This is a genomic window from Devosia sp., assembly GCF_017744655.1.
Taxonomy (GTDB): Bacteria; Pseudomonadota; Alphaproteobacteria; order Rhizobiales; family Devosiaceae; genus Devosia.
The window spans coordinates 153666-175216 of record NZ_JAGIAW010000001.1 but is presented as its reverse complement, the minus strand read 5'-3'; the positions used below and the strand labels follow the sequence as shown (position 1 = coordinate 175216).

The following is a 21551-nucleotide window of genomic DNA, read 5'->3' as shown; positions in this document are numbered from 1 at the left end:
CCCGGGCAGATAGTACCATCTGCCAGTAGCAACGGTATTGCATCTGACAGATGGTCGCCATCACGTCGATTTTATTGCTTCGGTGCCATGGCGTCCCCGCCCATCATGGCAGCGCCACCCATGGCATCGCTACCCATTGCGTCATGGCCATTGTGGATGTTGTGGCAGGCCTGTTCGGCGACCATGGCGACATCGGGAAAACTAATTGCCTTGGCTTGCTCGACACACTTGGCAAGGTCGTCATCGCTCATCATCGGCGCCATCGCATCCATGGCCATTCCGTCGGTCGCCGGCGCCATGGCGTCCTGAGCCAACACGCTGCCGCCCATGAACAGGGCCAGCACAAGCGCAGCAGAAAGGCTGGTGGTTTTGACAGACATAATCATCTCCCTTTGACGACCGCAGCCCCTGCCACGGTTCGTCCCCGCCATTCGCCCAAGAAGCGCAAACAGTTACCGTGATCACGCAGCCGTGTTCCCTCCTCGCTTTTTTCTGTCTGCCGTGTAACCTCGCTCCGCTTTGCCGCGAATGGAGAGCCAATGAAGGCGGACGAAACCGAGATGCGACTGCGCGGGCTAATGCTCGCTTCGCTCGATGGCGACGCTTCCGCCTATCGAATGCTTCTGGCCGACCTCACACGCTATCTGCGTCCTTGGTTTGCCCGCCGCCTCAGTCCCGCCCATGCTTCGCACGCGGAGGACCTCGTGCAGGAAACCCTGCTGGCCGTGCACACGCGGCGCGAAACCTATGATCGCACCCGGCCCTTCACCGCCTGGCTGCACGCCGTCGCCCACCACAAATTCGTGGACCACGTCCGCCGCTACGCCATCCGTCCCACCGTCCCCCTCGAAGACGATGCGCCGATCTTCGCCACCGATGACAGCGCCAGCGCCGCCGACCGCCACGACATCGAAACCGTCCTGAGCCAGGTTCCGCCCCGCACCTCCGACCTCATCCGCCAGACCCGCCTCGAAGGCGCCACGGTCGCCGAAGCCGCCGCCCGCCACGGCATCACCGAAACCGCGGCAAAGGTCTCCATCCATCGCGGTCTGAAAGCCCTGATGGGCAAGTTTGCCGGAGGCGAGAAATGACCGACGACCTCATCAATCGCCTCGCCGCCGATCTAAAACCCACTCCGCCTCGCGCCATCGAACGCCGGCTGATCCTCGCCCTCATCATCGGCGTCCTGGTCACCATAGTCGGCGTCTATCTCGTCCTCGACCTCGTGATGGGCCGCCCCTTCGGCGGCGCCGATAGCGCCATGATGTTCTGGACAAAGTTTGGCTATACGCTGGCCTTCGGCCTCCTGGGCCTCGCCGCCGCGCCGGTCCTCGCCCGCCCCGATGGCCGCATCATCTGGCCCCTCGCCGGCGCCGGCCTCCTCGCCCTCTTCGCCCTCGGCAGCGGCACCATGATGTGGATGCGCGCCGATTGGTCCATGCCCATGCTCATGGGCCAGACCGCCATGGTCTGCCCATGGCTGATCACGCTCGCCGGCACGCCTGTACTGATTGCTCTGCTCTCGGCGCTACGCACCACCGCGCCGCGCTCGCCCACCCTCGCCGGCTTCGCCGCCGGCCTCGTCGCGGGCGGCTTCGGCGCCTGGGCCTATGCCTTTTATTGCGGCGAAACCGGCATGATGTTCATGGCCGTCTGGTATTCTCTGGGTATCGCGATGACGGCCCTCCTCGGCGCCGTCATCGGAAAGTTCGTTCTGCGCTGGTAGCGGGGGGCTATTCGTCCTTCGCCGCCCAGTTCATGCCGCGGCGCATGATCGTCGCCATGTTGGAATTCTCGAATTCCTTGGCCTGATGCCCCAGCGTCATATGGAACACCTTGCCCTTGCCATGCTTGCGTTTCCAGACCACCGGCATTACCACGCCGTCGATCCAATAGGCATGCTCACCCGTAAAAGTCGTCGTCGCCAGCACCTCGTTGGAGGGGTCGACATGCATGTAATACTGCTCGGACTTGTAGGGGAACGAACCGGAAATCCCCGCCATGATCGGGTCCTCGGGCTTGGTCACATCGACCGTGTAGTCGATGATATTGCCCGGATGCGCCACCCATTGGCCGCCAACCATGAACTGATAGTCTACCGCCTCGCGGAAAGCGTCGCTCATGCCGCCATGGTGCCCGGCCAGACCGACGCCGCCTTCGACCGCCTTGGTGAGGTTCTCCACTTCTTCCTTGGCAATCTTGCTCATCGTGAAGATCGGAATGATCAGCGACAAGTCGCGAATGGAGGGATCGGCAAAGGCGCTGGTCTCGGTCGCGGTACGCACCGAATAGCCGTCCTCGTGCAGCCAGCGACGATAGATCGTCGCGCATTCCTCGGGATCATGGCCTTCCCAGCCGCCATAGACGATCAAAGCACTGCGCATCAGGGCACCCCCTCAAATCAAACGGGGCGGAGAATACCTGACTCATCCGCTATTGAAACCCCAAATGGTATCGATTGCGCCGCCCGCCCGCGCTCGACCAACCACCGGATAAATCTAGGAAATGAAACACTTTCCACTGTCACAATTAGCTGGTTAACTCTCCTTAATGCTTCATTGGCGACGCGAAAAAATTGTCGGGAGCGCCGGATGTCGAAGCAGGGCCTTGCTGCAATCACGAAGGAACCACAGGGATGAAGAAGCTTTTGCTGGGCGCCACAGCGCTCACCCTCTGCGCCGGTTTTTCGACCGCCGCCCATGCCGAATTCACACTCAACATCCTGCACATCAACGACTTCCATTCGCGCTTCGATCCGATCACCGGATCTGACTCCAATTGCGACGCCGAAACCGACGCCGCCGGCGAATGTTTTGGTGGCATTGCGCGCCTCAAAACCATCATCGACGACACCCGCGCCAAATATGAAGCCGGCAATTCCCTGCTGCTTTCGGCCGGCGACAATTTCCAGGGCTCGCTCTACTACACCACCTACAAGTCCAAGGTCGTTTCCGACTTCTTCAACCAGATGGGCTTTGACGTCGTCGCCACCGGCAACCACGAATTCGACGATGGCCCGGAAGAATATCTGAAGTTCATCGAAGCAGCCGAATTCCCCATCATCGGCGGCAATTTCGACGTCACCAAGGATGAAGGCCTGCGCGGCAAGGTCCGCGGCTCCATCGTCATCGAAGTCGGTGGCGAAAAGATCGGCATTATCGGCGCCACCACCGAAGACACCCCCGAAATCGCCTCGCCCGGAGATGTCGAATTCCACGATGTCATCCAGTATGTCCGCGGCGCCTCCGAAGCGCTCGATGCGGCCGGCGTCAACAAGATCATCCTTCTCAGCCACATCGGCTACACCGAAGACCTCAACGTGGCGGCCTCCCTGCCGCTGGTCGACGTCATCGTCGGCGGTCACAGCCACACTCTGCTGTCCAACACCGCTGAAGGCGCTGCCGGCCCCTACCCGACCATGGTCACCAACCCGGTCGGCGTCGAAGTCCCGGTGGTCCAGGCCAATCAGTACGGCAAGTATCTCGGCGACATCGCCATCACCTGGGATGACAATGGCACCGTCACCAAGGCCGAAGGCGAACCCTACCTGATCGATGCCTCGGTTACTGCCAATGAAGACTTCAAGGCCCAGCTCGAAACCCTGCTTGGCCCGATCGAAGAAATGACCAGCCAGGTCATCGGCACCACCACCGACAAGCTCGAAGGCGCCCGCGAGGTCTGCCGCGTCGAAGAATGCTCCATGGGCAACCTCCTGGCTGACGCCATCCTCGATCGCGTTGCCGATCAGGGTGCAACCATCGCCTTCCAGAACGGCGGCGGCATCCGTGCCTCCATCGACGCCGGTGAAGTCACCGTCGGCGACGTGCTGACCGTCCTGCCCTTCTCGAACACCCTCGCCACCGTTCAGGTGAGCGGTGCCGACGTCATCGAAGCCCTCGAAAACGGCGTCAGCGACATTGAGAACGGCGCCGGCCGCTTCGCTCAGGTCGCCGGCCTCAAGTATACCTACACCCTCGCCAATCCCGCCGGCAGCCGCATCAGCGACGTGCTGGTCAAGGGCGAAGGCGACACCTGGGTGCCGATCGACGAGGAAGCCGACTATATCGTCGTCACCAACAACTATGTGCGCGGCGGCGGCGACGGTTACGAAACCTTCGCCTCGGGTGAAAATCCCTATGACTTCGGCCCGCCGCTCGAACAGGTTGTTGCTGAATACATCGCCAAGCTCGGCGGCGAATACACGCCCTACCTCGATGGCCGCATCACCGTGAAGTAAGGTTTTTGCCTCGCCAAACACGAAGGGCGCCCCATCGGGCGCCCTTTTGCGTTATTCCTTCTATACCGCTGATTTAGCGCCAAAGGACGATGCCATGTGCAGGAACATCAAGCCGCTTTTCAATTTCGAGCCGCCCGCCAGCAAGAATGAGATGCACGAAGCTGCCCTGCAATTCGTCCGCAAGATCTCCGGCTTTAACCGCCCCTCGCAAGCCAACGAGCCGGCATTTTATGACGCCGTGGAAGAAATCGAGAAATCAGTCCGCAAGCTGCTAAACGCCCTCGACACCAAGGCACCACCGAGGGATCGCGAAGTCGTCGCGGCCAAGGCCCGCGAACGAGCCCGCGAGCGATACGGCACGACCTGAGCGCACTAGATCGTTTCACTAAAGAATTCAAACAAAAGTAGACCTCATCCTGAGGCGCGGAGCGCGGCGTAGCGCTCTGGGCGTGGCACCCAGACCTCCACTCTCTCGACCTCGTGGTTCGAGGCTTTGCTCTGCAAAGCACCTCACCAGAGGCCTCTTGAACTGGCGTTTCAAAACAAAAGAGAAACGATCTAGACCCGCCGCGCCAACTGCCCCCAGGCCAGCAAGATCACCACCGCGCCCACAATCGCGCCGATGAAATTCGCCCCATCGCCCGGCCCATACCAGCCAATCTGCTGGCCGAGCAAGGTCGCCACCACCGAACCAACAATGCCCAGCACCGTCGTGAGGATGAACCCCTGCGGTTTGTTGTCGCCTGGGGTGATCCACTTGGCGATCAGGCCGGCCAGAAAACCAATGATGATGGCCCAGAGAATTCCCATAAAAGCGCTCCCACGATAACAGCGCATAAATTGGAACCGCTTGCCTGACATACAAGCGTGACAACGCCAAAACGCGAAAATCTTTGGTAGCCCAGTTCCAGCTACCCAAACAAAAACACCGCCCGAATATCCGGACGGTGTTCTCAACAGGCAAATTGCCAGTCGCGCTGGGTTCAGACCCGGTGCTCAGACCGATCCCGATCCGTCACAGTCGCAAGATCCAGCACCTTCTGGATATTGGTCGCATGGCGGAAGCTCGGCTCGAGGTTCTTGCCCATGCGCACCGCCTCGGCAAAACGCTGATAGTTGGTCGGCACCGCATCGACCTCAACCTCGGTCCAGGTCCCGGTCTCGATATCATCACCAAGGCACGTAAAAAGCTTCGACCAGTCATGGCGATGCTGCACTTCCACCGAGCCCTTTTCGCCATACACACGCAGGCGCAGCTCATTGAAGTGGCCGGTGGCCCAGCGGGTCGCATGAACAACACCCAGCGCGCCATTCTCAAGCTGCGCCGTCATGGCAAAGCTGTCATTGGCGTCCAGATCGTATTCACCGATCTTGTTGCCCTCGGCCTTGTCGAAGGTGTGGAGACGGCAGAAAACATCCGAGAAATCGCTGCCGGCGCCATAGGCGGCAAAGTCGAGAATGTGCACGCCGATATCGCCGAGCACGCCGTTGGAGCCGTGCTTCTTCGACAGGCGCCACAGCCACTGGCTTTCCGTGCGCCAATCGCCCCAGGCCTTCGACACCAGCCAGCTCTGCAGATAGCTCGCCTCAAAGTGCTTCACCGTGCCGACCTGGCCCGACTGCACGATTTCGCGTGCCTTCTGCAGCTGCGCCACATTGCGATAGGTCAGGTTGACCATGTTGACGAGGCCCAGCCGCTCGGCCGTCTCGGTCATTTCCATGGCCTTGGCATGGTCAGTGGCAAGGGGCTTTTCGCAGAAGACGTGCTTGCCGGCATTGAGCGCCGCCATGGTCGTCGGGTGGTGGATGCTGTCGGGGGTGACATTGGCCACCGCATCGAACTCGCCCCAGGCCAGCGCCGCATCGAGCGAGCCAAAGCCCCTCTCGATCCCATGCGTCTTGTTGAACGCCTCCACTCGCGCCGGATCGACGTCCACGCCGCCCGCCAGCGTCACGCCGTCAATCGCCGCAAAATGCTTGGCATGCTGATTGGCCATGCCGCCGGTACCCAGAATGAGGATACGCATTCTTTTGATTCCTTGGCCGCCGCGGCGGCCGCTAAACAGTTTTCAACTCACCGGGACCGCGAACTGGCCCTCGATACCTGCCCATCGTCATCGCCCGGCTTGTCCGGGCGATCCATTACCGCGCTCGCGGCCCCCTGGATTGCCCGGACAAGCCGGGCAATGCCGATGGAAGGGACAAGGCGTCTTACTTCTTCACTTCGCCGGCGTGGTCCGAAGCGGAAAGCTTGGCACCGCGCTCTTCGATCTTTTCGATCGCTTCGCCGACCGGCGTATTCGGCGCCTTCATGAGGTGCGCATGGCGGTCGCCGTTATAGGCCCAGTTGACCGCATTGCGCAGCACCTGGCCAACATTGGCGTCGTGATAGGTCGGGTAGGTTTCGTGGCCGGGACGGAAGTAGAAGATATTGCCCGCGCCACGACGATAGGTCAGGCCCGAACGGAACACCTCGCCACCCTGGAACCAGGAAACGAACACGGTTTCGAGCGGCTCCGGCACGGAGAAGGGCTCGCCATACATTTCTTCATATTCGAGTTCGAAATAGGCCGGCAGGCCCTTGGCGATCGGGTGACCCGGATTGACGACCCAGAGGCGTTCGCGCTCGCCCGCTTCGCGCCAATGAAGGTTCGCCGGCGAACCCATCAGACCCTTGAAGACCTTCGAGTGGTGGCCCGAATGCAGCACGATCAGGCCCATGCCCTGCCACACATGCTCCATCACGCGCTTGACGACCACGTCGTCGACCTTGTCATGCGCCGCATGGCCCCACCAGACCAGCACGTCGGTCTCGGCCAGCACGGCATCGGTCAGCCCGTGCTCCGGTTCCTGAAGCGTCGTGGTCTTGGTGGAAATATTGCTGTCCTGCGCGATCAGCGAGGCGATCTGGTTGTGCATGCCGTTGGGATAGTTCTCGGCCACAACCTTATTCTTCTGCTCGTGGACGTTCTCGCCCCAGACAAGCGTACGGATCGGCATTGGTAGTCTCCTAGTTTGGCGGGACAGGTGGAGAGGCACCGGCCCTTTCTCATTTCTCTGCGTCATTCCCGCGAAAGCGGGAATCTCCTTTTTTGGTCAAGGGAGATTCCCGCTTTCGCGGGAATGACGCAGCGATTGGCTTTGTGACAGCCTTGGGGCAGTCACTGCATTTGTGATCTCAGCGGATCGGCTTGCCCGCAGTATCGAAGCGATGAATGCGTTCTTCCTGCGGCGAAACCTTCAGGACCGCACCGCTCTGGTAGGTCGACGCACCATCGAGACGAACCACCACCGGCTCTTCCTGACCCATGTCGAGATAGACATAGGAGTCCGCGCCGAGGTTCTCGGTGTGGATGACGGTGCCTTCCCAGATGCCGTCTGCCTTGATGTCCATGTGCTCGCCGCGGATACCCAGCGTCGTGCAGCCGAACTTGTCAGCCTTGTCGCCGGCAATGAAGTTCATCTTGGGCGAACCGATAAAACCGGCAACGAAAATGCTGTCCGGGCGCTCATAAAGCTCCATCGGCGTGCCGACCTGTTCCACATAACCATCGCGCAGCACGCAGATGCGGTCGGCCAGCGTCATCGCCTCCACCTGGTCATGCGTCACATAGATCATCGTGACCTGGTTCATTTCCTCATGCAGCTTGGCGATCTCGATACGGGTCGCCACGCGCAGCGCCGCGTCGAGGTTCGACAGCGGCTCGTCAAAAAGGAACACCTTCGGATCGCGCGTGATGGCGCGGCCAATGGCAACGCGCTGGCGCTGGCCACCCGAAAGCTGCTTCGGCAACCGGTCGAGATACTGCCGGATCTGCAGCATGTCGGCGGCCTTTTCGACGCGCCGCTGGATTTCTTCCTTGCCCTTGCCCTTTTCGAGCGTCAGGCCGAAAGCCATGTTTTCGTAAACCGTCATATGCGGATAGAGCGCATAGGACTGGAACACCATGGCAATGCCGCGCTTCGAAGGCGCCAGTGCATTGACCAGCTTGCCGTCGAAAAGCATCTCGCCCGAGGTGATGTCCTCGAGGCCCGAGATCAGGCGCAAGAGGGTGGATTTGCCGCAGCCCGATGGGCCGACAAACACCATGAACTCGCCCTTGCGGACTTCGAGGTCGACACCCTTGATCACGTCGACCATGCCAAAGGACTTGCGGATATTGCGAAGTTCGATCGCAGCCATTTTCTAAAACTCCTTAGCCCTTGACGCCGCCGGCGGTCAGCCCGCTGACAATCTTGCGCTGGAAGACGAGAACGAGGATCACCAGAGGCACGGTGACGATGACGGAGGCAGCCATGATGTTGCCCCACGGGATTTCATATTGCGTGCTGCCCGAGAGCAGCGCGATAGCCACCGGCACGGTGCGCGTCTCGTTGCTGGAGGTGAAGGTGAGCGCGAAGAGAAATTCGTTCCACGCCCCGATAAAGGCGAGAATGCCCGTCGTCACCAGCGCCGGCCACATCAGCGGCATGAACACGCGGGTGATGATCACCCAGGGCGAAGCCCCATCGACGATCGCTGCTTCTTCGATCTCGACCGGCAGGTCACGCATGAAGGTCGTCAGAACCCACACGGTGAACGGCAGCGTAAAGATCGTATAGGAGAAGATCAGCGCCCAGGGCGTGTTGTAGATGCCGAGCGCACGGATCACCTCGAAGAGGCCGGCGAGCACTGCCATCTGCGGGAACATGGAAATCCCGAGGATGGTCAGCAGCAGCAGCCCCCTGCCCCGGAACCGCACGCGGGCCAGAGCAAACGAGGCGGTGATGGCGAGGAAAAGCGCCAGGATCACCGTCACCGAAGCGACGAAGATCGAGTTGAGCAGATTGCGCGGGAAGCTGCCCGAATTGAGCACGTTGAAATAGTTGTCGAGACTGAACGAGGTCGGCCAGTAATTGACCTGGAACAGCGCCGTGCCCGACTTAAAGCTGGTCAGGATCGCGTAGTAGAACGGGAACACGCTCACCACGACGATGAAGGCGACCAGCAGGTAGAACAGCGCCCACTTGGTCAGCTTCCAGAGATCGAAAGTCGCACCCATTATCGGTCTCCCCCGTCAAACTTCACTTGGCCCAGCCAGATATAGAGGATGGTCAGGACAGCAATGATCAGGAACAGCAAGGTCGACATGGCCGAGCCATAGGCGAACTTGTCGAAGTCGAAGAGATTTTCGCGCGCCAGCACGCTCATCGTCTTCGTCGCCGAGCTATTGGGCGTCAGCACATAGATGAGGTCGAAAATGCGCAGCGCGTCGAGCAGGCGGAAGATGATCGCCACCATCAGCGCCGGACGCACCAGCGGCAGGGTAATGCGGAAGAACTGCTTGACCGGATGCACGCCGTCGATTTCGGCGGCCTCGTAGATGTCCTTGGGGATCATCTGCAGGCCGGCAAGGATGAGCAGCGCCATAAACGGCGTCGTCTTCCAGATATCGACGATCAGCACCGCGGTCATGGCCGTATCGGCCGTCGCAGTCCATGCAACCTTCTGGCTCAAAAGACCCAAGCGCATCCCAAGGTCATTGAGAATGCCGAACTGGTCATTGAGCATCCAGCCCCACATACGGGCGGAAACGATGGTCGGAATGGCCCACGGGATCAGGATAGCAGCGCGGACGATACCGCGGCCCTTGAACTCTGCGTTCAAAACCAGTGCCACCATCATCCCGAGCACGGCTTCAAAAAGCACCGAGACGAAGGCGAAGCGCACGGTGTTCCACACCGCATTCCACCAGGCGGGATCAACCAGCAGCCCGCGATAGCGCACCGCGCCGCTTTCGAGTGTGGTCCAGCGGATATAGTTGCCGAGGCCGATCCACTGCGCTTCATCGAGATTGCTCAGCGAAGCGTCAGTGAAGGAAAAATAGATCGATCGCAGCAGCGGCCAGCCGGCCACCACCGCCAGAGCGATCAGCATTGGGATGAGGAACAATCGCGCTGCGCGGATGCGCTGCTGCATCAGTTCCGATTTGACTTTGGGCTTGGCCAGTCCTGCCGGCGATGCCAGTGTTTCGGTAGTCATCGTTGCTCCTCCCAACGCCTGCGGTATTTATTGCGCAAGGCGGGCGGCGGGAAAAACCCGGCCGTCCGCCTTGTCATTGGGCCCTGGGAGGACTTACCAGGCGTCGCCCTTGAGGTCGGTCAGGTCGGCCTCGAGAACTTCGAGGTTCTCGGCGGCAGTGCCATTGCCCGACAGCGTGTCATGCACGGCGCTCCAGAACAGCGAGGAGACCTCGTTGTACTTAGCTTGGGTGGGTGCGGACGGACGCGGCACGGCGTTCTGGAAGATTTCCTTCCAGGCCGGGATGATCGGCTGGCCGGCAGCGATGTCGGCGTCGTCATAGAGCGCTTCGATCGTGGGCAGGTTGGACTGCATCAGGGCGCGTTCCTTCTGCACTTCGGCCGAGCTCAGGTAGAGCGCCAGTTCGATGGCGGCATCCGGATCGGGCGAGTACTTGGACACGGCAACGTTCCAACCACCGAGCGTGGCGGCCGAGCGAGCATCCGGGCCTTCGCCGGCCGGGAGCGGAGCAACGTCGAACTTGCCGGCGATCGGCGAGTCGGCGCCATTGCCGAGCGAGTAGGCATAGGGCCAGTTGCGGTGGAACACGGCATTGCCGAGCTGCCAGACGCCACGGCTTTCTTCTTCCATATAGGCCAGGTTGCCTTCCGGAGAGATGGTACCGACCCAGCTTGCCGCCATGTCGATGGCCTTGGCTGCGTTCTCGTTGTTGATCGAGATCGAACCGTCAGCCTCGATGATCTGGCCACCGCCGTAGGACTTGACCCATTCAAGGGCGTTACAGGTCAGGCCTTCATAGGCATTGCCCTGGAACACGAAGCCCCACATTTCGGCATTACCGTCGGCGCGCTCGCCATCCATGATTTCCTGAGCGGTCGCGGTCAGCTCAGCCCAGGTCTTGGGGACTTCCTTGCCGTACTTTTCCAGCAGATCCTTGCGGTAGTAGAGCGCCGGAGCGTCGGTGAAGGCCGGCAGGGCGACGAGCTTACCGTTCACGGTCTGGGATTCGATGATCGAGGGGAAGTGCTGGCCCACGACATCCTTGGCAGCTTCGGTGAGGTCGAGGAATTGGTCAGCGAGCTGCGGCGCCCAGATCACGTCGGTCTGGTAGACGTCGATGTCGGTATTGCCGGCAGCCAGCCAGAGCTTGTACTGGCCGAACTGGTCGGTGGTCGAAGACGGCATCGGCACGATGGTCACCTTGTGGCCCGTGTCGGCTTCGAACTTGTCGAGCTGGCCGCGCAGGAATTCAAGGCCATTGCCCGTATCGCCCGAAACGATGGAGAGCTCGGCAGCCTGAGCCGCACCGGCCACCAGCGTCACGCTCGCCAGCATCGCCACGAGCATCTTGTTCAGTGTCATTGGAAATCCTCCCGAAAGAAACTTTGCGCAGGGAGGCAAAACGGCGCGGCCCGACGCAACATGCGTGAGCTCGCAATTCCCTCCCCTAAAGCACCCACCCCGCCGTTCACGCCAGCAGGTTTTCAAAGCGCTTTGGATGAAAAGGAACCAGAGCGGCAGAAAACTGTCAAGCGGTGGGCACGGCTAATTTTCACCATTTTTGCGAGCAACTATAAAATTACGTATATTTTCAATAAGTTAGAAATTTCCAAACTTCGTTTTTCCGCCAAATCGTTAAAATGCAACTGAGGTACGCACCTCAGCCATTTTCAAACTTTGGAGCCCTCTTGCATCCAAAATTGAAATCGCTTTGAATGCTGTTTGGAGGAGTTGGGCAAAGGCTCTGGTCAAAGAGCCCTGCCTGCCCTAATGGCGAGGCGTACCGAGCGGCCACAAGGCCAAGCCCCGGGAAAACCGGGGTGCCGAAACCATCTGGGCCATAAGCCGCTATGAGATTGAAAGACCTTGCCGAGCATCTCGGCCTGTCGCAAACGACGGTGAGCCGCGCACTCAATGGCTATCCCGAAGTCAAGGAAGCGACGCGCGTGCGCGTTTCCGAGGCGGCGGCGCAGCTTGGCTATCGCCCCAATGCCAGCGCCCTCAGGCTCGCCACCGGCCGCGCCGGCGCCATTGGCCTCGTGCTGCGCGGCGCCGATGAACTCGGCCCTCACATGTCTGAATTCCTCTCCGGCCTTGGCGGCCGCATGGCGACGCAGGATATCGACATCGTCGTCACCACCGTCGCCTCGCACCAGGAAGAGCTTGCCGCCTATCGCCGTCTCGCCGCCAGCCAGCGCGTCGACGCCATGATTCTGCATTCGCCGACCCTCAAGGACGAACGGGCCGAACTCCTGCTGGACCTGAAAATTCCGTTCGTCCTGCATGGCCGCACCAATGTCACCCGGCCCGTTGCCTGGCTCGACATCGACAATACCGGCGCGCTCGAACGCGCCACCAGCCACCTGCTCGATCTCGGCCACCGCCGCATCGCGCTCTTGAACGGCATCAAGGGCCGCACCTTCGCCGAGCACCGCGAGCTGGGCTATATGGCCGCCCTCTCCGCCCGTGGCGTGCCCTTCGATCCCGCACTGATGGGCAATTCGGCCTTCACCGACGAAGTCGCCTTCCGCCTGGCCCAGTCCATGCTCGAACTCCGCCCCCGCCCCACGGCCTTTCTCGCTGGCTCCATGATGACGGCCTTGGGCGTCTTCCGCGCCATCCGCCAGGCCGGCATGCAATTGGGCACCGACGTCTCCATGATCGCTCACGACGACGTCTTCCCCTATCTCAACGCCGACAACATGTACCCCACCATGTCGACGACCCGCTCCTCCATCCGCCAGGCCGGCGAACGCATGGCCGAACTCCTATTGCAAATGCTGGGCGGCAAACCGGTCGCCGACATCCACGAACTCTGGCCGGTGGAACTGGTGCTTCGGGAAAGTTCCGGTCCCGCGCCGCTGTTTTAGCGCTGGCTCATCCGTCCGCCGCCGTCACCCGCAGCGCGCTCATCACATCGACCTCCGCATCGGCAGTTGCCAACACGCCGATATGGCGCAGCCACCACCACATGATGACACGATGCAATAGCGTGTAAAAGGCCAGCGCCTTCTCCGGGTCCGGATGATCGATAGGCCCATAACCAGCGAGTACCGCCGCGCCGATTCCCGGCATTTCGTGCTCGCAGATGAAGATGGTTTTGGCGAGATCCATGAGGGCTGTGCTCGCCCGTGCATTGCCGAAATCGACCAGTCCGACAATCGACACTCCCGCCCCGACGCCGGAAACTAGCACATTTCCCGGATGCAGGTCGTCGTGCGCAAAGACCGGCCTGTCCGCCTCCAGCACCACAGAAGCAAAGTCACGCTCAAAAATGGCTCGTAGAGACCTCGCTAGTACCGGATCGGCGCCATATTCGAGGAACCTGCCAAAGGCGTGGTTCGCCAGCCCACTTATGTAGGCAGCATTGGTCTCATATTCCGGTTCCGGGAGTGCCCCAAACCCTGGCAGGGCAACCGAATGGAGCTGGCGCGCAAGACGGCCAATACCGGTGAACAATTCGCGCTCGGCCAGAAACGCGCTCCCAACCACGCCGGTCACATATGTCGTCAGCGCGAACCTATAAGGCAGCCTCGTAAGACTTTCATCGATCAACAAGTAGCGCGGATGCGGTACATTCACGGCAGCCAGCAGGCCCGACGCATAGGCCTCTCGATGCGGCACCATTTCTGCTCGATCATAGGTCTTGAGGATCAGGGCCGTGTCGTCGGCAAGATCGACGCGGAACACTGCTGTCGAGCCGCCACGAAGCTCCTCAATCCCAACAAATCGGGCGAGGCGCAGATCGGCCAAAACAGAAGCAAGTTGTTCGGCATCAATCATTTAGCTGGTCAACCGAAACTCTCTCATCCGCTCATAAAACGGCCGCGCCTCATCCGCGATCTGAGCCAGCCGATCCGGCAGTGCCCCAATCTCGTCCGGCGGAGAAAACCCGGTGCTGTCGTAGACGGCATTGTACCAGTGCGGCCCCCAAACACCGTCCTGCTCATGCGCCCCCTTGGCCCAGCCAAGCATGGCCGGGTTCCAGCTCAGCCCCACCGCCGCACAAAGCGCCGACAGTGTCCCCTCCGGATCGCGCCTGATATCGTCGCTGTCCACGACCACCGGCGCCGTCCCCGTCCGCTCCGCAACCCGGTCGAACAACATGGCCTGCCCCTCGAACCCGATATCGGCCAGCGTCACGCTCTCCCGCTTCTGCGCATAGGACGCCAGCACCCGCTCCGGCGAGCGCAGCAGGAACACATTGGTGACCCCATCCATCCAGTCGAGCGGAAAGCCCTCAACCATGTGGTGGCTCATATGCTTCTGATACCAGACCGATTTTCCGCCCGGCACCGGCCCCATGATCTGCCGCACCACCTCATCGGCATCCTGCGGCTGCGCTGCAAGTACCTCGTCCTGCATGGGATGAACCAGCCCGGTCGCCTTCAAATAGGCCGCGTAAAACGGCTCATCGCTGACGAAACAATCCGCTCGCGAGGAAAAACTGCGCATCATCGCCGTGGACAGATTCCGCGGCCCCGACCACATGGCAATTCTTCTGACTTCGCTCATGGCCTAAAAGTCTCCGCCTCGATCAGCTCGCGATAAAGCCCGGCCAACCGCGCCGTCATCTCCCCGGGGATCGGACCCGGCCCCTTCAGCGGATGCCCCATCCGGCGCCCATCAACCTCGCGCACCGAGGTCAGCCCCGCAAATGTCCCGGTCACAAAAGCCTCATCGGCCCCATAGACATCCGTCAGCGAGAAATTCTTCTGCCGCACGGTGATCCCCGCGGCCTCAGCCACCCGAATGATATTCCCGCGCGTAATCCCGCCAAGACAGTAGTCCCCCGTCGAGGTCCAAACCTCACCCCGCCGCACGATAAAGAAATGCGTCGAATTGCACGTCGCCACAAACCCTTGCGGGTCCAGCATCAGTGCCTCGTCCGCCCCAGCCTTGGCCGCCTGGATACACGCCTGAATACAATTGAGTTTCGAGTGCGAATTGAGTTTCTGATCCTGCATATCCGGCGCCGTACGGCGGATCGTCGAGGTAAACAGCGAAATCCCGTCCGGCTTCGGCGACGGCGCCTTATATTCGGGAATGATGACGATGGTCGCATCGCCAATCGTCACCCGCGGGTCTTGATACGGCGTCGCCTTGATCCCCCGCGTAACCATCAATCGGATATGCACGCCATCCGTCATGCCGTTTGCCGCAAGACAATCGAAAATCCGCTTCACCAGTTCGTCGGGCGTCAACCCAACGGAAAAATCGAGCGTCTTCGCCCCCTCATAAAGCCGCTCCAGATGCGCCCAGAGAAACGGAATGCCACCCTCATGCAGCCGCAACCCCTCCCAGACGCCATCGCCCAGCACAAAGCCCGAGTCGAAGACCGACACCACCGCCTTGTCGCGCGGCATCAACTGGTCATTGACGGCAATAAGAATGGAAGCGTTGCGCGGATCGTCCGCATAGGCATGGACGCCATAGGCCATAAGGGTAGGCTTTCTCTTGATTAGACGCGGCGAAACCATCTCCTCTCACCGCCGCAAAGTCGAGGCCCACAGAAATTTTTGACCATCTGGACGAAACTGTCACAATTGGGCAATCTCCCTCCGCGGCTGGGAGGACGCGAGCAGATGGGCAAATAGGCGCAATATACTGAGGTTGCGGCAAGTAACGCCCACTCGCGGGCGACTCCGAGCCGTCATTCAACTGTCATTGCACTGTCATGTCGCCCCTCTACTCCCTCGCCCGTTCGCAGCGGCTATCCCCCTCGGGAAAGCCCGCGACTGCTCATTCAGGGAGACAAAGAATGACGTTCAAGTCTGCGCTGACCACCTCGGTTTCGCTTCTCACCGTGCTCAGCTTCGCGGCTCCGACTTTCGCCCAAACTGATCTCACAGCGCTTTACGAAGCCGCCAAGGCCGAAGGCCAGCTTACCGTGATCGCCCTGCCCCATTCCTGGTGCAACTATGGCGGCGTGATCGAAGGTTTCAAGGCTGCCTATCCGGGCATCACCGTCAATGAACTGAACCCGGACGCCGGTTCGGCCGACGAGCTCGAAGCCGTCCGCGCCAACAAGGGCAATACCGGCCCGCAGGCTCCGGACGTTCTCGATATCGGTCTCGCCTTTGGCCCGCAGGCCAAGGACGAAGGCCTGCTGCAGGCCTATAAGGTCTCGACCTGGGAAGAAATCCCGGACGATGCCAAGGACGCTGATGGCTTCTGGTACGGCGACTACTACGGCGTGCTCGCCCTCGGCATCAACAAGGACATCATCACCGGCGACAACCCGACCTCGTGGGCCGATCTCCAGAAGGACGAATTTGCCAATTCCGTCGCTCTGGCCGGCGATCCGCGTACCGCCAACAACGCCATCATGTCGGTCTTTGCCGCTGGTCTCTCGACCGGTGCTGCCCAGGACGCCGCTGCTCAGGCGGGCCTCGAATACTTCAAGGCCCTCAACGACAAGGGCAACTTCGTCCCCGTCGACGCTGAAGCTGCCGCTATTGCCCAGGGCACGACCCCGATCGCCATCAACTGGGACTACAACCTGCTCGCCGCGCGCGACAACCTCAACGGCAACCCGCCGATCGAAGTCGTCGTCCCGTCCGACGGCGTTGTGGCTGGCGTCTACGTCCAGGCCATCTCGGCCTTTGCACCCCACCCGAATGCTGCAAAACTCTGGATGGAATACCTCTATTCCGACGAAGGTCAGCTCGGCTGGCTCGCTGGCTACTGCCACCCGATCCGCTTCAACGCCCTCGCCGAAGCCGGCAAGCTCCCGGCCGACCTGATGGCTAAGCTCCCGGCCGCCGAGAACTACGCAAAGGCCGTGTTCCCCTCGATCGAAGAGCAGAACGCCAACAAGGCCACCATCACCGGCGGCTGGGACTCCACCGTCGGCGCTTCGGTTCAGTAAGCTGATCGACTGAATTCCCAGTCGACACCCTCCCCCTTGTGGGGAGGGATCAAGGGTGGGGGTTCTGGCCACGTGCTCCGTGCTCGTGGCTCCACCCCCACCCTGCCTCCCCCATCAAGGGGGAGGTGCTGCATCCAGCATGCGGCCCGTCCGGCGCCTCCACACGATCAGAAGTGTCACAATGACCGACATCGCCGCACCACCAAAACCACCCCGCCGCATCCCCTGGGATTCCCTCGCGGTTCTCCCCTTCGTCATCTTCGCGGTGATGTTCCTCTTCCTGCCCACGTTCTCGCTGATAGGCGGCGCCTTCACCGACCGCGCCGGCAATTTCACCTTCGAAAACATCGCCGGCCTTTTCACCGACCAGATCCTGGCTGCCTACTGGATTTCGATCCGGATTTCTGGCGCCTCCGCCATTCTCGGCGCGCTGATCGGTCTCGCCATCACCCTCGCCATCATCCGCGGCAAGCTCCCCCAGGGCCTGCGCTCCGCCGTCATGACCTTTTCCGGCGTGGCTTCCAATTTCGCCGGCGTCCCCCTGGCCTTCGCCTTTATCGCCACGCTCGGACGCCTCGGCCTCGTCACCATCATCATCCGCACGCTGTTCGATTTCGACATCTATCGCCAGGGCGGCTTCAACCTCTTCTCCTTCTGGGGCCTGACGCTCACCTATCTCTACTTCCAGATCCCGCTGATGGTCCTGACCATCGCCCCGGCGATCGACGGCCTCAAGAAGGAGTGGAACGAAGCCGCCCAGACCCTCGGCGCCAATACCTGGCAGTTCTGGCGCTATATCGGCTTCCCCATCCTCTGGCCGTCCGTCCTCGGCACCCTGTCGCTGCTCTTCGCCAACGCCTTTGGCGCCATCGCAACCGCCTGGGCGCTGACTGGCTCGAACCTCAACATCGTCACCGTGCTGCTCTACAACCAGATCCGCGGCGACGCCCTGCAAAACCCAGGCCTCGGCGCCGCTCTCGCCCTGGGCATGATCGTCATCACCTCGCTCGCCAATGTCATCTATCTCGTTGTCGCCGCCCGCGCCGAAAGGTGGATGAAATGAAGTCGCAAAAGTTCTGGGCCTGGCTCATCTTCGTCCTCGGCGCCGCCTATTTCATCATTCCGCTGGCCGCGACCTTCGAGTTCTCCCTGCGCATGCGCCGCGGCGAATACTCCTTCGACGCCTATGCCTCGGTCTTCGCCGACCCCTACTTTGCCTCGAGCTTCGCCTATTCGGTGATCGTCGGCCTCTTCACCATCGTGGTCGGCATCCTCGTCGTCGTCCCGGCCGTCTATTTCGTCCGCCTGCGCATGCCCTGGCTGCGCCCCTTCATGGAATTCGTCACCCTCCTGCCGCTAGTCATCCCCGCGCTGGTGCTCGTCTACGGCTATATCCGCCTCTACGGCTCGTCCTCCTTCATCCCCTTTACCGGCTCCGTCCTCGGCACCGACATCCTCCTCACATGCGCCTATGTCACCCTGGCCCTGCCCTACATGTACCGGGCCGTCGACAACGGCATGCGCACCATCGACATCGGCACCCTGACCGAAGCCGCCCAGATCGCCGGCGCCAACCAGCTCCAGATCATCGGCCAGATCATCCTGCCCAATATCCTCGTCGCCATCCTCTCCGGCGCCTTCCTCACCTTCGCCATCGTCATCGGCGAGTTCACCATTGCGAGCCTGCTCAACCGGCCGGCCTTCGGCCCCTATCTCGTCGGCATCGGCACCAACCGCGCCTATGAGCCTGCAGCACTCGCCATCATCTCCTTCATCATCACCTGGGGCGCCATGGGCATGATCAACGTGCTCGGCCGCTTCGCCCCCCGCACTTCCGCCAGGACCGACTGACCATGGCCGCCTTCCTCGAAGTCCAGAACCTCGTCAAATCCTTCGGCACCAATACGGTCGTGAAGGGCGTCAATTTCGCCTTCGAAAAGGGCGAGTTCATCTCGCTCCTCGGCCCCTCCGGCTGCGGCAAGACCACGATCCTCAGAATGATCGCCGGTTTCGAACGCCCCACCTCGGGCGCCATCCGCGTCGATGGCGACGAGATCACGCACCTGAAACCCAACCAGCGCAAGCTCGGCATGGTCTTCCAGGCCTACGCCCTCTTCCCCAATCTCACCGTCGGCGACAACATCGCCTTTGGCCTCAAAATCGCCGGCATGCCTGCCGACCAGCGCCGCGCCCGCGTCGAGGAAATGCTTAGACTTATCGGCCTCCCCGGCTTTGAAAAGCGTTTCCCCTATGAAATGTCCGGCGGCCAGCAGCAGCGCGTCGCCCTCGCCCGCGCCATCGCGCCAAAACCGCGCCTCCTGCTCCTCGACGAGCCGCTCTCCGCGCTCGACGCCAAGATCCGCGTCTCCCTCCGCGAAGAAATCCGCGCCATCCAGCAGGACCTGGGCATCACCACCGTCTTCGTCACCCACGATCAGGAAGAGGCCATGTCCATTTCCGATCGCATCGTGGTCATGAACGCGGGCAATCTCGACCAGATGGGCTCCCCCCACGAGATCTATAACCGCCCCTCGACCCGCTTCGTCGCAACCTTCGTCGGCCAGCTCAACACGCTGCCCGAAGCCAGTTTCGGCCCCAACCGCGCCATCCGCCCCGAGCTGATCTCCCTCGCCCCACGCCCCGAAACCGACACGACCCTCACCGGCACCATCTCCGACGTCGGCTTCCTCGGCTCCGTCGTCCGCCTCCGCGTCGACGTCTCCGGCACCCCCATCAACATCGACACTTTTAACAGCCACGCCACCACCCCGCCCCAGCGCGGCGACACCGTCACGCTGCACCTCGCCGCCAAAGACGTGCTGACGCTGGGGGCGTAATCCCGGCATCCTCGATGCACCTCCCTCCCCTTGTGGGGAGGGAATGGGGGTGGGGGTAACGGCAAGCACATTTGCCCCAAATACCCTTTGACCACCCACCCCGCCCCGGCCCATTCTCCCGCCAACACAAAGGGGAATCGCGCCATGGACACCACCTTCGTCACCACCGAATGGCTCGCCGCCCACCTGAGCGACCCCAATCTCGTCGTGGTCGACGCGAGCTGGCACCTCCCCAACGCGCCCCGCAACGCCCAGGCCGAATATCTCGCCGGTCACATCCCCGGCGCCGTCTTCTTCGACATCGACGGCATCGCCGACACCACCACCGACCTGCCCCACATGCTGCCCTCCCCGGCCGATTTCGCTCACATGGTCGGCGCCCTCGGCATCGGCAGCGACATGACCATCATCATCTATGACGAACTCGGCCTCTTCAGCGCCCCCCGCGTCTGGTGGACTTTCAAAACCTTCGGCGCCGCAAAGGTACACATCCTCTCCGGCGGCGGCCCAAAGTGGCGCGCCGAGCGCCGCCCGCTCGAAGCTGGCCTCGTCGCCAAGCGCGCCGCCCACTTTGACGTCAAATTCCACCCCACCCGCGTCGCCGATTTCGACTTCGTCCGCGCCCGCAGCCAGGACAAAACCGCGCAAATCCTCGACGCCCGCCCGGCCCAGCGCTTCCACGCCGAAGTCCCCGAGCCCCGTCCGGGCCTCCGCGCCGGTCACATCCCAAACAGCCGCAATATCCCGGTGAGCCTCCTCTCCGAAAATGGCGTCCTCAAATCCCCCGAGGCCCTCAAGGCCATCTTCGACGAGCGCGGTGTGGATCTTTCAAAGCCCATCATCACCTCCTGCGGCTCCGGCGTCACCGCCTCCACCCTCGCCCTCGCGCTCGACCAGGTCGGCGCCAAGACCGTCGCCGTTTATGACGGCTCCTGGTCCGAATGGGGCGCAAGGCCGGATGCAGAAGTCGAAAGCTGAAGCCCGCTGAGCACCCCTAGAACAAGAGAAAATCCGTGAACCTGATTTCTGAACGGGTGGAATGCGCTCGCCTTGGCACGAACCCCTATGTCATTGCCCGTCTTCATTCAGGCTGGCTGGTGATCGGCGACGTTCAGCCCTTGCCTGGCTATTGCCTGCATCTTGCAGACCCAGTCGTATCAAGCATCAACGAGCTCAATGAAGCTGCCCGCGCAGCATATCTCCTCGACACAGCCCGGATCGGTGACGCTCTCTTGGCCTCTACCAACGCCGACCGGATCAATTACGAAATCTGGGGCAACAGCGAACCCGCGCTCCACACCCACATCATGCCGCGATACGAATCCGAGCCAATCGAGAAGCGACGTATGCCTGCCTGCATGGTGTACGACTGGAAAAACTCGCCCCCGTTCGATCCCGTCGCCCAGGCCGATTTCATCGCCGCAACGCGAGAAGCGCTCAGCCAGTACCTTCTGGCCTAGCCAGGACCACGAAGTCATCCCCGCAAAAGCGGGATTTTCGATACCGCCCCGAATTGTCATTGAACGACGCGGGGACCGTACCCCCTCACATTCCCGCAATCTTACCAGATTTTAATGTAGCCAA

Annotated in this window: 23 protein-coding genes; 11 read left to right on the top strand and 12 right to left on the bottom strand. The window is 61.5% G+C overall.

From position 1 onward, the window contains the following. Positions 1 to 71: 71 nt before the first annotated feature. Positions 72 to 380: a hypothetical protein gene (locus J7557_RS00795; RefSeq protein WP_291416390.1), complete on the bottom strand. Its 309-nt coding sequence runs from the start codon at positions 378 to 380 to the stop codon at positions 72 to 74. Between the two features lie 159 nt (positions 381 to 539). Between J7557_RS00795 and J7557_RS00790 the strand changes: the two genes are divergently transcribed. Together J7557_RS00790 and J7557_RS00785 are read left to right on the top strand one after the other, a co-directional pair. Further along, positions 540 to 1091 carry a sigma-70 family RNA polymerase sigma factor gene (locus tag J7557_RS00790; RefSeq protein ID WP_291416388.1) on the top strand — a complete coding sequence of 184 codons (552 nt, stop codon included), beginning with the start codon at positions 540 to 542 and terminating at the stop codon, positions 1089 to 1091. After that, positions 1088 to 1726 carry a DUF1109 domain-containing protein gene (locus J7557_RS00785; protein ID WP_291416387.1) on the top strand — a complete coding sequence of 213 codons (639 nt, stop codon included), beginning with the start codon at positions 1088 to 1090 and terminating at the stop codon, positions 1724 to 1726. The genes J7557_RS00790 and J7557_RS00785 overlap by 4 nt, the downstream gene beginning before the upstream one ends. 7 nt (positions 1727 to 1733) lie before the next feature. Here the strand turns inward: J7557_RS00785 and J7557_RS00780 are convergent, their stop codons facing one another. Continuing rightward, positions 1734 to 2384 carry a ThuA domain-containing protein gene (locus J7557_RS00780; RefSeq protein ID WP_291416385.1) on the bottom strand — a complete coding sequence of 217 codons (651 nt, stop codon included), beginning with the start codon at positions 2382 to 2384 and terminating at the stop codon, positions 1734 to 1736. A gap of 251 nt (positions 2385 to 2635) precedes the next feature. Here J7557_RS00780 and J7557_RS00775 point away from each other — a divergent pair, with 251 nt between their 5' ends. Both J7557_RS00775 and J7557_RS00770 read left to right on the top strand, forming a co-directional pair. Further along, positions 2636 to 4237, top strand: coding sequence for a bifunctional UDP-sugar hydrolase/5'-nucleotidase (locus tag J7557_RS00775; protein WP_291416383.1), 1602 nt, complete (start codon positions 2636 to 2638; stop codon positions 4235 to 4237). A 94-nt stretch (positions 4238 to 4331) separates the two neighbouring features. Beyond that, positions 4332 to 4604 carry a DUF2277 domain-containing protein gene (locus tag J7557_RS00770; RefSeq protein ID WP_291416381.1) on the top strand — a complete coding sequence of 91 codons (273 nt, stop codon included), beginning with the start codon at positions 4332 to 4334 and terminating at the stop codon, positions 4602 to 4604. A gap of 191 nt (positions 4605 to 4795) precedes the next feature. Here the strand turns inward: J7557_RS00770 and J7557_RS00765 are convergent, their stop codons facing one another. The 7 genes from J7557_RS00765 to J7557_RS00735 form a co-directional block, all read right to left on the bottom strand. Next, the gene (locus J7557_RS00765) at positions 4796 to 5047 is read right to left on the bottom strand and encodes a GlsB/YeaQ/YmgE family stress response membrane protein (RefSeq protein ID WP_291416379.1); all 252 of its coding nucleotides are present in this window, start codon (positions 5045 to 5047) and stop codon (positions 4796 to 4798) included. 173 nt (positions 5048 to 5220) lie between these two features. Then, a complete protein-coding gene (locus J7557_RS00760; RefSeq protein WP_291416377.1) occupies positions 5221 to 6264 on the bottom strand; it encodes a Gfo/Idh/MocA family oxidoreductase in 1044 nt (347 codons plus the stop codon). A gap of 184 nt (positions 6265 to 6448) precedes the next feature. After that, a complete protein-coding gene (locus J7557_RS00755) occupies positions 6449 to 7237 on the bottom strand; it encodes a ThuA domain-containing protein (RefSeq protein WP_035087563.1) in 789 nt (262 codons plus the stop codon). Between the two features lie 178 nt (positions 7238 to 7415). Then, positions 7416 to 8420 (bottom strand): ABC transporter ATP-binding protein, encoded by a 1005-nt coding sequence (locus tag J7557_RS00750; protein ID WP_291416374.1) that lies wholly within the window; start codon positions 8418 to 8420, stop codon positions 7416 to 7418. Positions 8421 to 8433: 13 nt separating this feature from the next. Continuing rightward, positions 8434 to 9279: a carbohydrate ABC transporter permease gene (locus tag J7557_RS00745; RefSeq protein ID WP_051961321.1), complete on the bottom strand. Its 846-nt coding sequence runs from the start codon at positions 9277 to 9279 to the stop codon at positions 8434 to 8436. Further along, entirely contained in the window at positions 9279 to 10259 is a 981-nt protein-coding gene (locus tag J7557_RS00740) for a carbohydrate ABC transporter permease (protein WP_291416369.1), read from the bottom strand. Before J7557_RS00740 ends, J7557_RS00745 begins: the two co-directional genes overlap by 1 nt. 93 nt (positions 10260 to 10352) lie before the next feature. Beyond that, positions 10353 to 11621, bottom strand: coding sequence for an ABC transporter substrate-binding protein (locus J7557_RS00735; RefSeq protein ID WP_291416367.1), 1269 nt, complete (start codon positions 11619 to 11621; stop codon positions 10353 to 10355). A gap of 488 nt (positions 11622 to 12109) precedes the next feature. Here J7557_RS00735 and J7557_RS00730 point away from each other — a divergent pair, with 488 nt between their 5' ends. Further along, entirely contained in the window at positions 12110 to 13129 is a 1020-nt protein-coding gene (locus J7557_RS00730) for a substrate-binding domain-containing protein (protein ID WP_291416365.1), read from the top strand. A 7-nt stretch (positions 13130 to 13136) separates the two neighbouring features. Here the strand turns inward: J7557_RS00730 and J7557_RS00725 are convergent, their stop codons facing one another. Genes J7557_RS00725 through J7557_RS00715 form a run of 3 tightly spaced genes read right to left on the bottom strand, consistent with a single transcriptional unit; the run spans position 13137 to position 15700 of the window. Next, positions 13137 to 14042, bottom strand: coding sequence for a phosphotransferase family protein (locus J7557_RS00725; RefSeq protein ID WP_291416363.1), 906 nt, complete (start codon positions 14040 to 14042; stop codon positions 13137 to 13139). Beyond that, positions 14043 to 14774: a hypothetical protein gene (locus J7557_RS00720; RefSeq protein WP_291416361.1), complete on the bottom strand. Its 732-nt coding sequence runs from the start codon at positions 14772 to 14774 to the stop codon at positions 14043 to 14045. Continuing rightward, positions 14771 to 15700: an aminotransferase class IV gene (locus tag J7557_RS00715; RefSeq protein WP_291416359.1), complete on the bottom strand. Its 930-nt coding sequence runs from the start codon at positions 15698 to 15700 to the stop codon at positions 14771 to 14773. The genes J7557_RS00720 and J7557_RS00715 overlap by 4 nt, the downstream gene beginning before the upstream one ends. Before the next feature lie 320 nt (positions 15701 to 16020). On the opposite strand from J7557_RS00715, the gene J7557_RS00710 reads away from it, so the two are divergent. From J7557_RS00710 to J7557_RS00685, 6 genes are all read left to right on the top strand, one after another. Beyond that, positions 16021 to 17130, top strand: coding sequence for an ABC transporter substrate-binding protein (locus J7557_RS00710; protein WP_291416357.1), 1110 nt, complete (start codon positions 16021 to 16023; stop codon positions 17128 to 17130). Positions 17131 to 17311: 181 nt separating this feature from the next. Further along, positions 17312 to 18193, top strand: a complete 882-nt coding sequence (locus J7557_RS00705; protein WP_291416355.1) for an ABC transporter permease subunit — start codon at positions 17312 to 17314, stop codon at positions 18191 to 18193. Beyond that, positions 18190 to 18981 (top strand): ABC transporter permease, encoded by a 792-nt coding sequence (locus J7557_RS00700; protein ID WP_291416353.1) that lies wholly within the window; start codon positions 18190 to 18192, stop codon positions 18979 to 18981. The genes J7557_RS00705 and J7557_RS00700 overlap by 4 nt, the downstream gene beginning before the upstream one ends. 2 nt (positions 18982 to 18983) lie before the next feature. Then, entirely contained in the window at positions 18984 to 19967 is a 984-nt protein-coding gene (locus J7557_RS00695; RefSeq protein WP_291416351.1) for an ABC transporter ATP-binding protein, read from the top strand. 144 nt (positions 19968 to 20111) lie between these two features. Then, positions 20112 to 20945 carry a 3-mercaptopyruvate sulfurtransferase gene (gene sseA / locus J7557_RS00690; protein WP_291416349.1) on the top strand — a complete coding sequence of 278 codons (834 nt, stop codon included), beginning with the start codon at positions 20112 to 20114 and terminating at the stop codon, positions 20943 to 20945. Between the two features lie 35 nt (positions 20946 to 20980). Beyond that, positions 20981 to 21427 carry a hypothetical protein gene (locus J7557_RS00685; RefSeq protein WP_291416347.1) on the top strand — a complete coding sequence of 149 codons (447 nt, stop codon included), beginning with the start codon at positions 20981 to 20983 and terminating at the stop codon, positions 21425 to 21427. Positions 21428 to 21551: the final 124 nt, after the last annotated feature.

Bases quoted from the DNA above. Each gene is read 5' to 3' on its own strand.
- J7557_RS00795 (WP_291416390.1), bottom strand. From the start codon at position 380: ATGTCTGTCAAAACCACCAGCCTTTCTGCTGCGCTTGTGCTGGCCCTG.
- J7557_RS00790 (WP_291416388.1), top strand. From the start codon at position 540: ATGAAGGCGGACGAAACCGAGATGCGACTGCGCGGGCTAATGCTCGCT.
- J7557_RS00785 (WP_291416387.1), top strand. From the start codon at position 1,088: ATGACCGACGACCTCATCAATCGCCTCGCCGCCGATCTAAAACCCACT.
- J7557_RS00780 (WP_291416385.1), bottom strand. From the start codon at position 2,384: ATGCGCAGTGCTTTGATCGTCTATGGCGGCTGGGAAGGCCATGATCCC.
- J7557_RS00775 (WP_291416383.1), top strand. From the start codon at position 2,636: ATGAAGAAGCTTTTGCTGGGCGCCACAGCGCTCACCCTCTGCGCCGGT.
- J7557_RS00770 (WP_291416381.1), top strand. From the start codon at position 4,332: ATGTGCAGGAACATCAAGCCGCTTTTCAATTTCGAGCCGCCCGCCAGC.
- J7557_RS00765 (WP_291416379.1), bottom strand. From the start codon at position 5,047: ATGGGAATTCTCTGGGCCATCATCATTGGTTTTCTGGCCGGCCTGATC.
- J7557_RS00760 (WP_291416377.1), bottom strand. From the start codon at position 6,264: ATGCGTATCCTCATTCTGGGTACCGGCGGCATGGCCAATCAGCATGCC.
- J7557_RS00755 (WP_035087563.1), bottom strand. From the start codon at position 7,237: ATGCCGATCCGTACGCTTGTCTGGGGCGAGAACGTCCACGAGCAGAAG.
- J7557_RS00750 (WP_291416374.1), bottom strand. From the start codon at position 8,420: ATGGCTGCGATCGAACTTCGCAATATCCGCAAGTCCTTTGGCATGGTC.
- J7557_RS00745 (WP_051961321.1), bottom strand. From the start codon at position 9,279: ATGGGTGCGACTTTCGATCTCTGGAAGCTGACCAAGTGGGCGCTGTTC.
- J7557_RS00740 (WP_291416369.1), bottom strand. From the start codon at position 10,259: ATGACTACCGAAACACTGGCATCGCCGGCAGGACTGGCCAAGCCCAAA.
- J7557_RS00735 (WP_291416367.1), bottom strand. From the start codon at position 11,621: ATGACACTGAACAAGATGCTCGTGGCGATGCTGGCGAGCGTGACGCTG.
- J7557_RS00730 (WP_291416365.1), top strand. From the start codon at position 12,110: ATGAGATTGAAAGACCTTGCCGAGCATCTCGGCCTGTCGCAAACGACG.
- J7557_RS00725 (WP_291416363.1), bottom strand. From the start codon at position 14,042: ATGATTGATGCCGAACAACTTGCTTCTGTTTTGGCCGATCTGCGCCTC.
- J7557_RS00720 (WP_291416361.1), bottom strand. From the start codon at position 14,774: ATGAGCGAAGTCAGAAGAATTGCCATGTGGTCGGGGCCGCGGAATCTG.
- J7557_RS00715 (WP_291416359.1), bottom strand. From the start codon at position 15,700: ATGGCCTATGGCGTCCATGCCTATGCGGACGATCCGCGCAACGCTTCC.
- J7557_RS00710 (WP_291416357.1), top strand. From the start codon at position 16,021: ATGACGTTCAAGTCTGCGCTGACCACCTCGGTTTCGCTTCTCACCGTG.
- J7557_RS00705 (WP_291416355.1), top strand. From the start codon at position 17,312: ATGACCGACATCGCCGCACCACCAAAACCACCCCGCCGCATCCCCTGG.
- J7557_RS00700 (WP_291416353.1), top strand. From the start codon at position 18,190: ATGAAGTCGCAAAAGTTCTGGGCCTGGCTCATCTTCGTCCTCGGCGCC.
- J7557_RS00695 (WP_291416351.1), top strand. From the start codon at position 18,984: ATGGCCGCCTTCCTCGAAGTCCAGAACCTCGTCAAATCCTTCGGCACC.
- sseA (WP_291416349.1), top strand. From the start codon at position 20,112: ATGGACACCACCTTCGTCACCACCGAATGGCTCGCCGCCCACCTGAGC.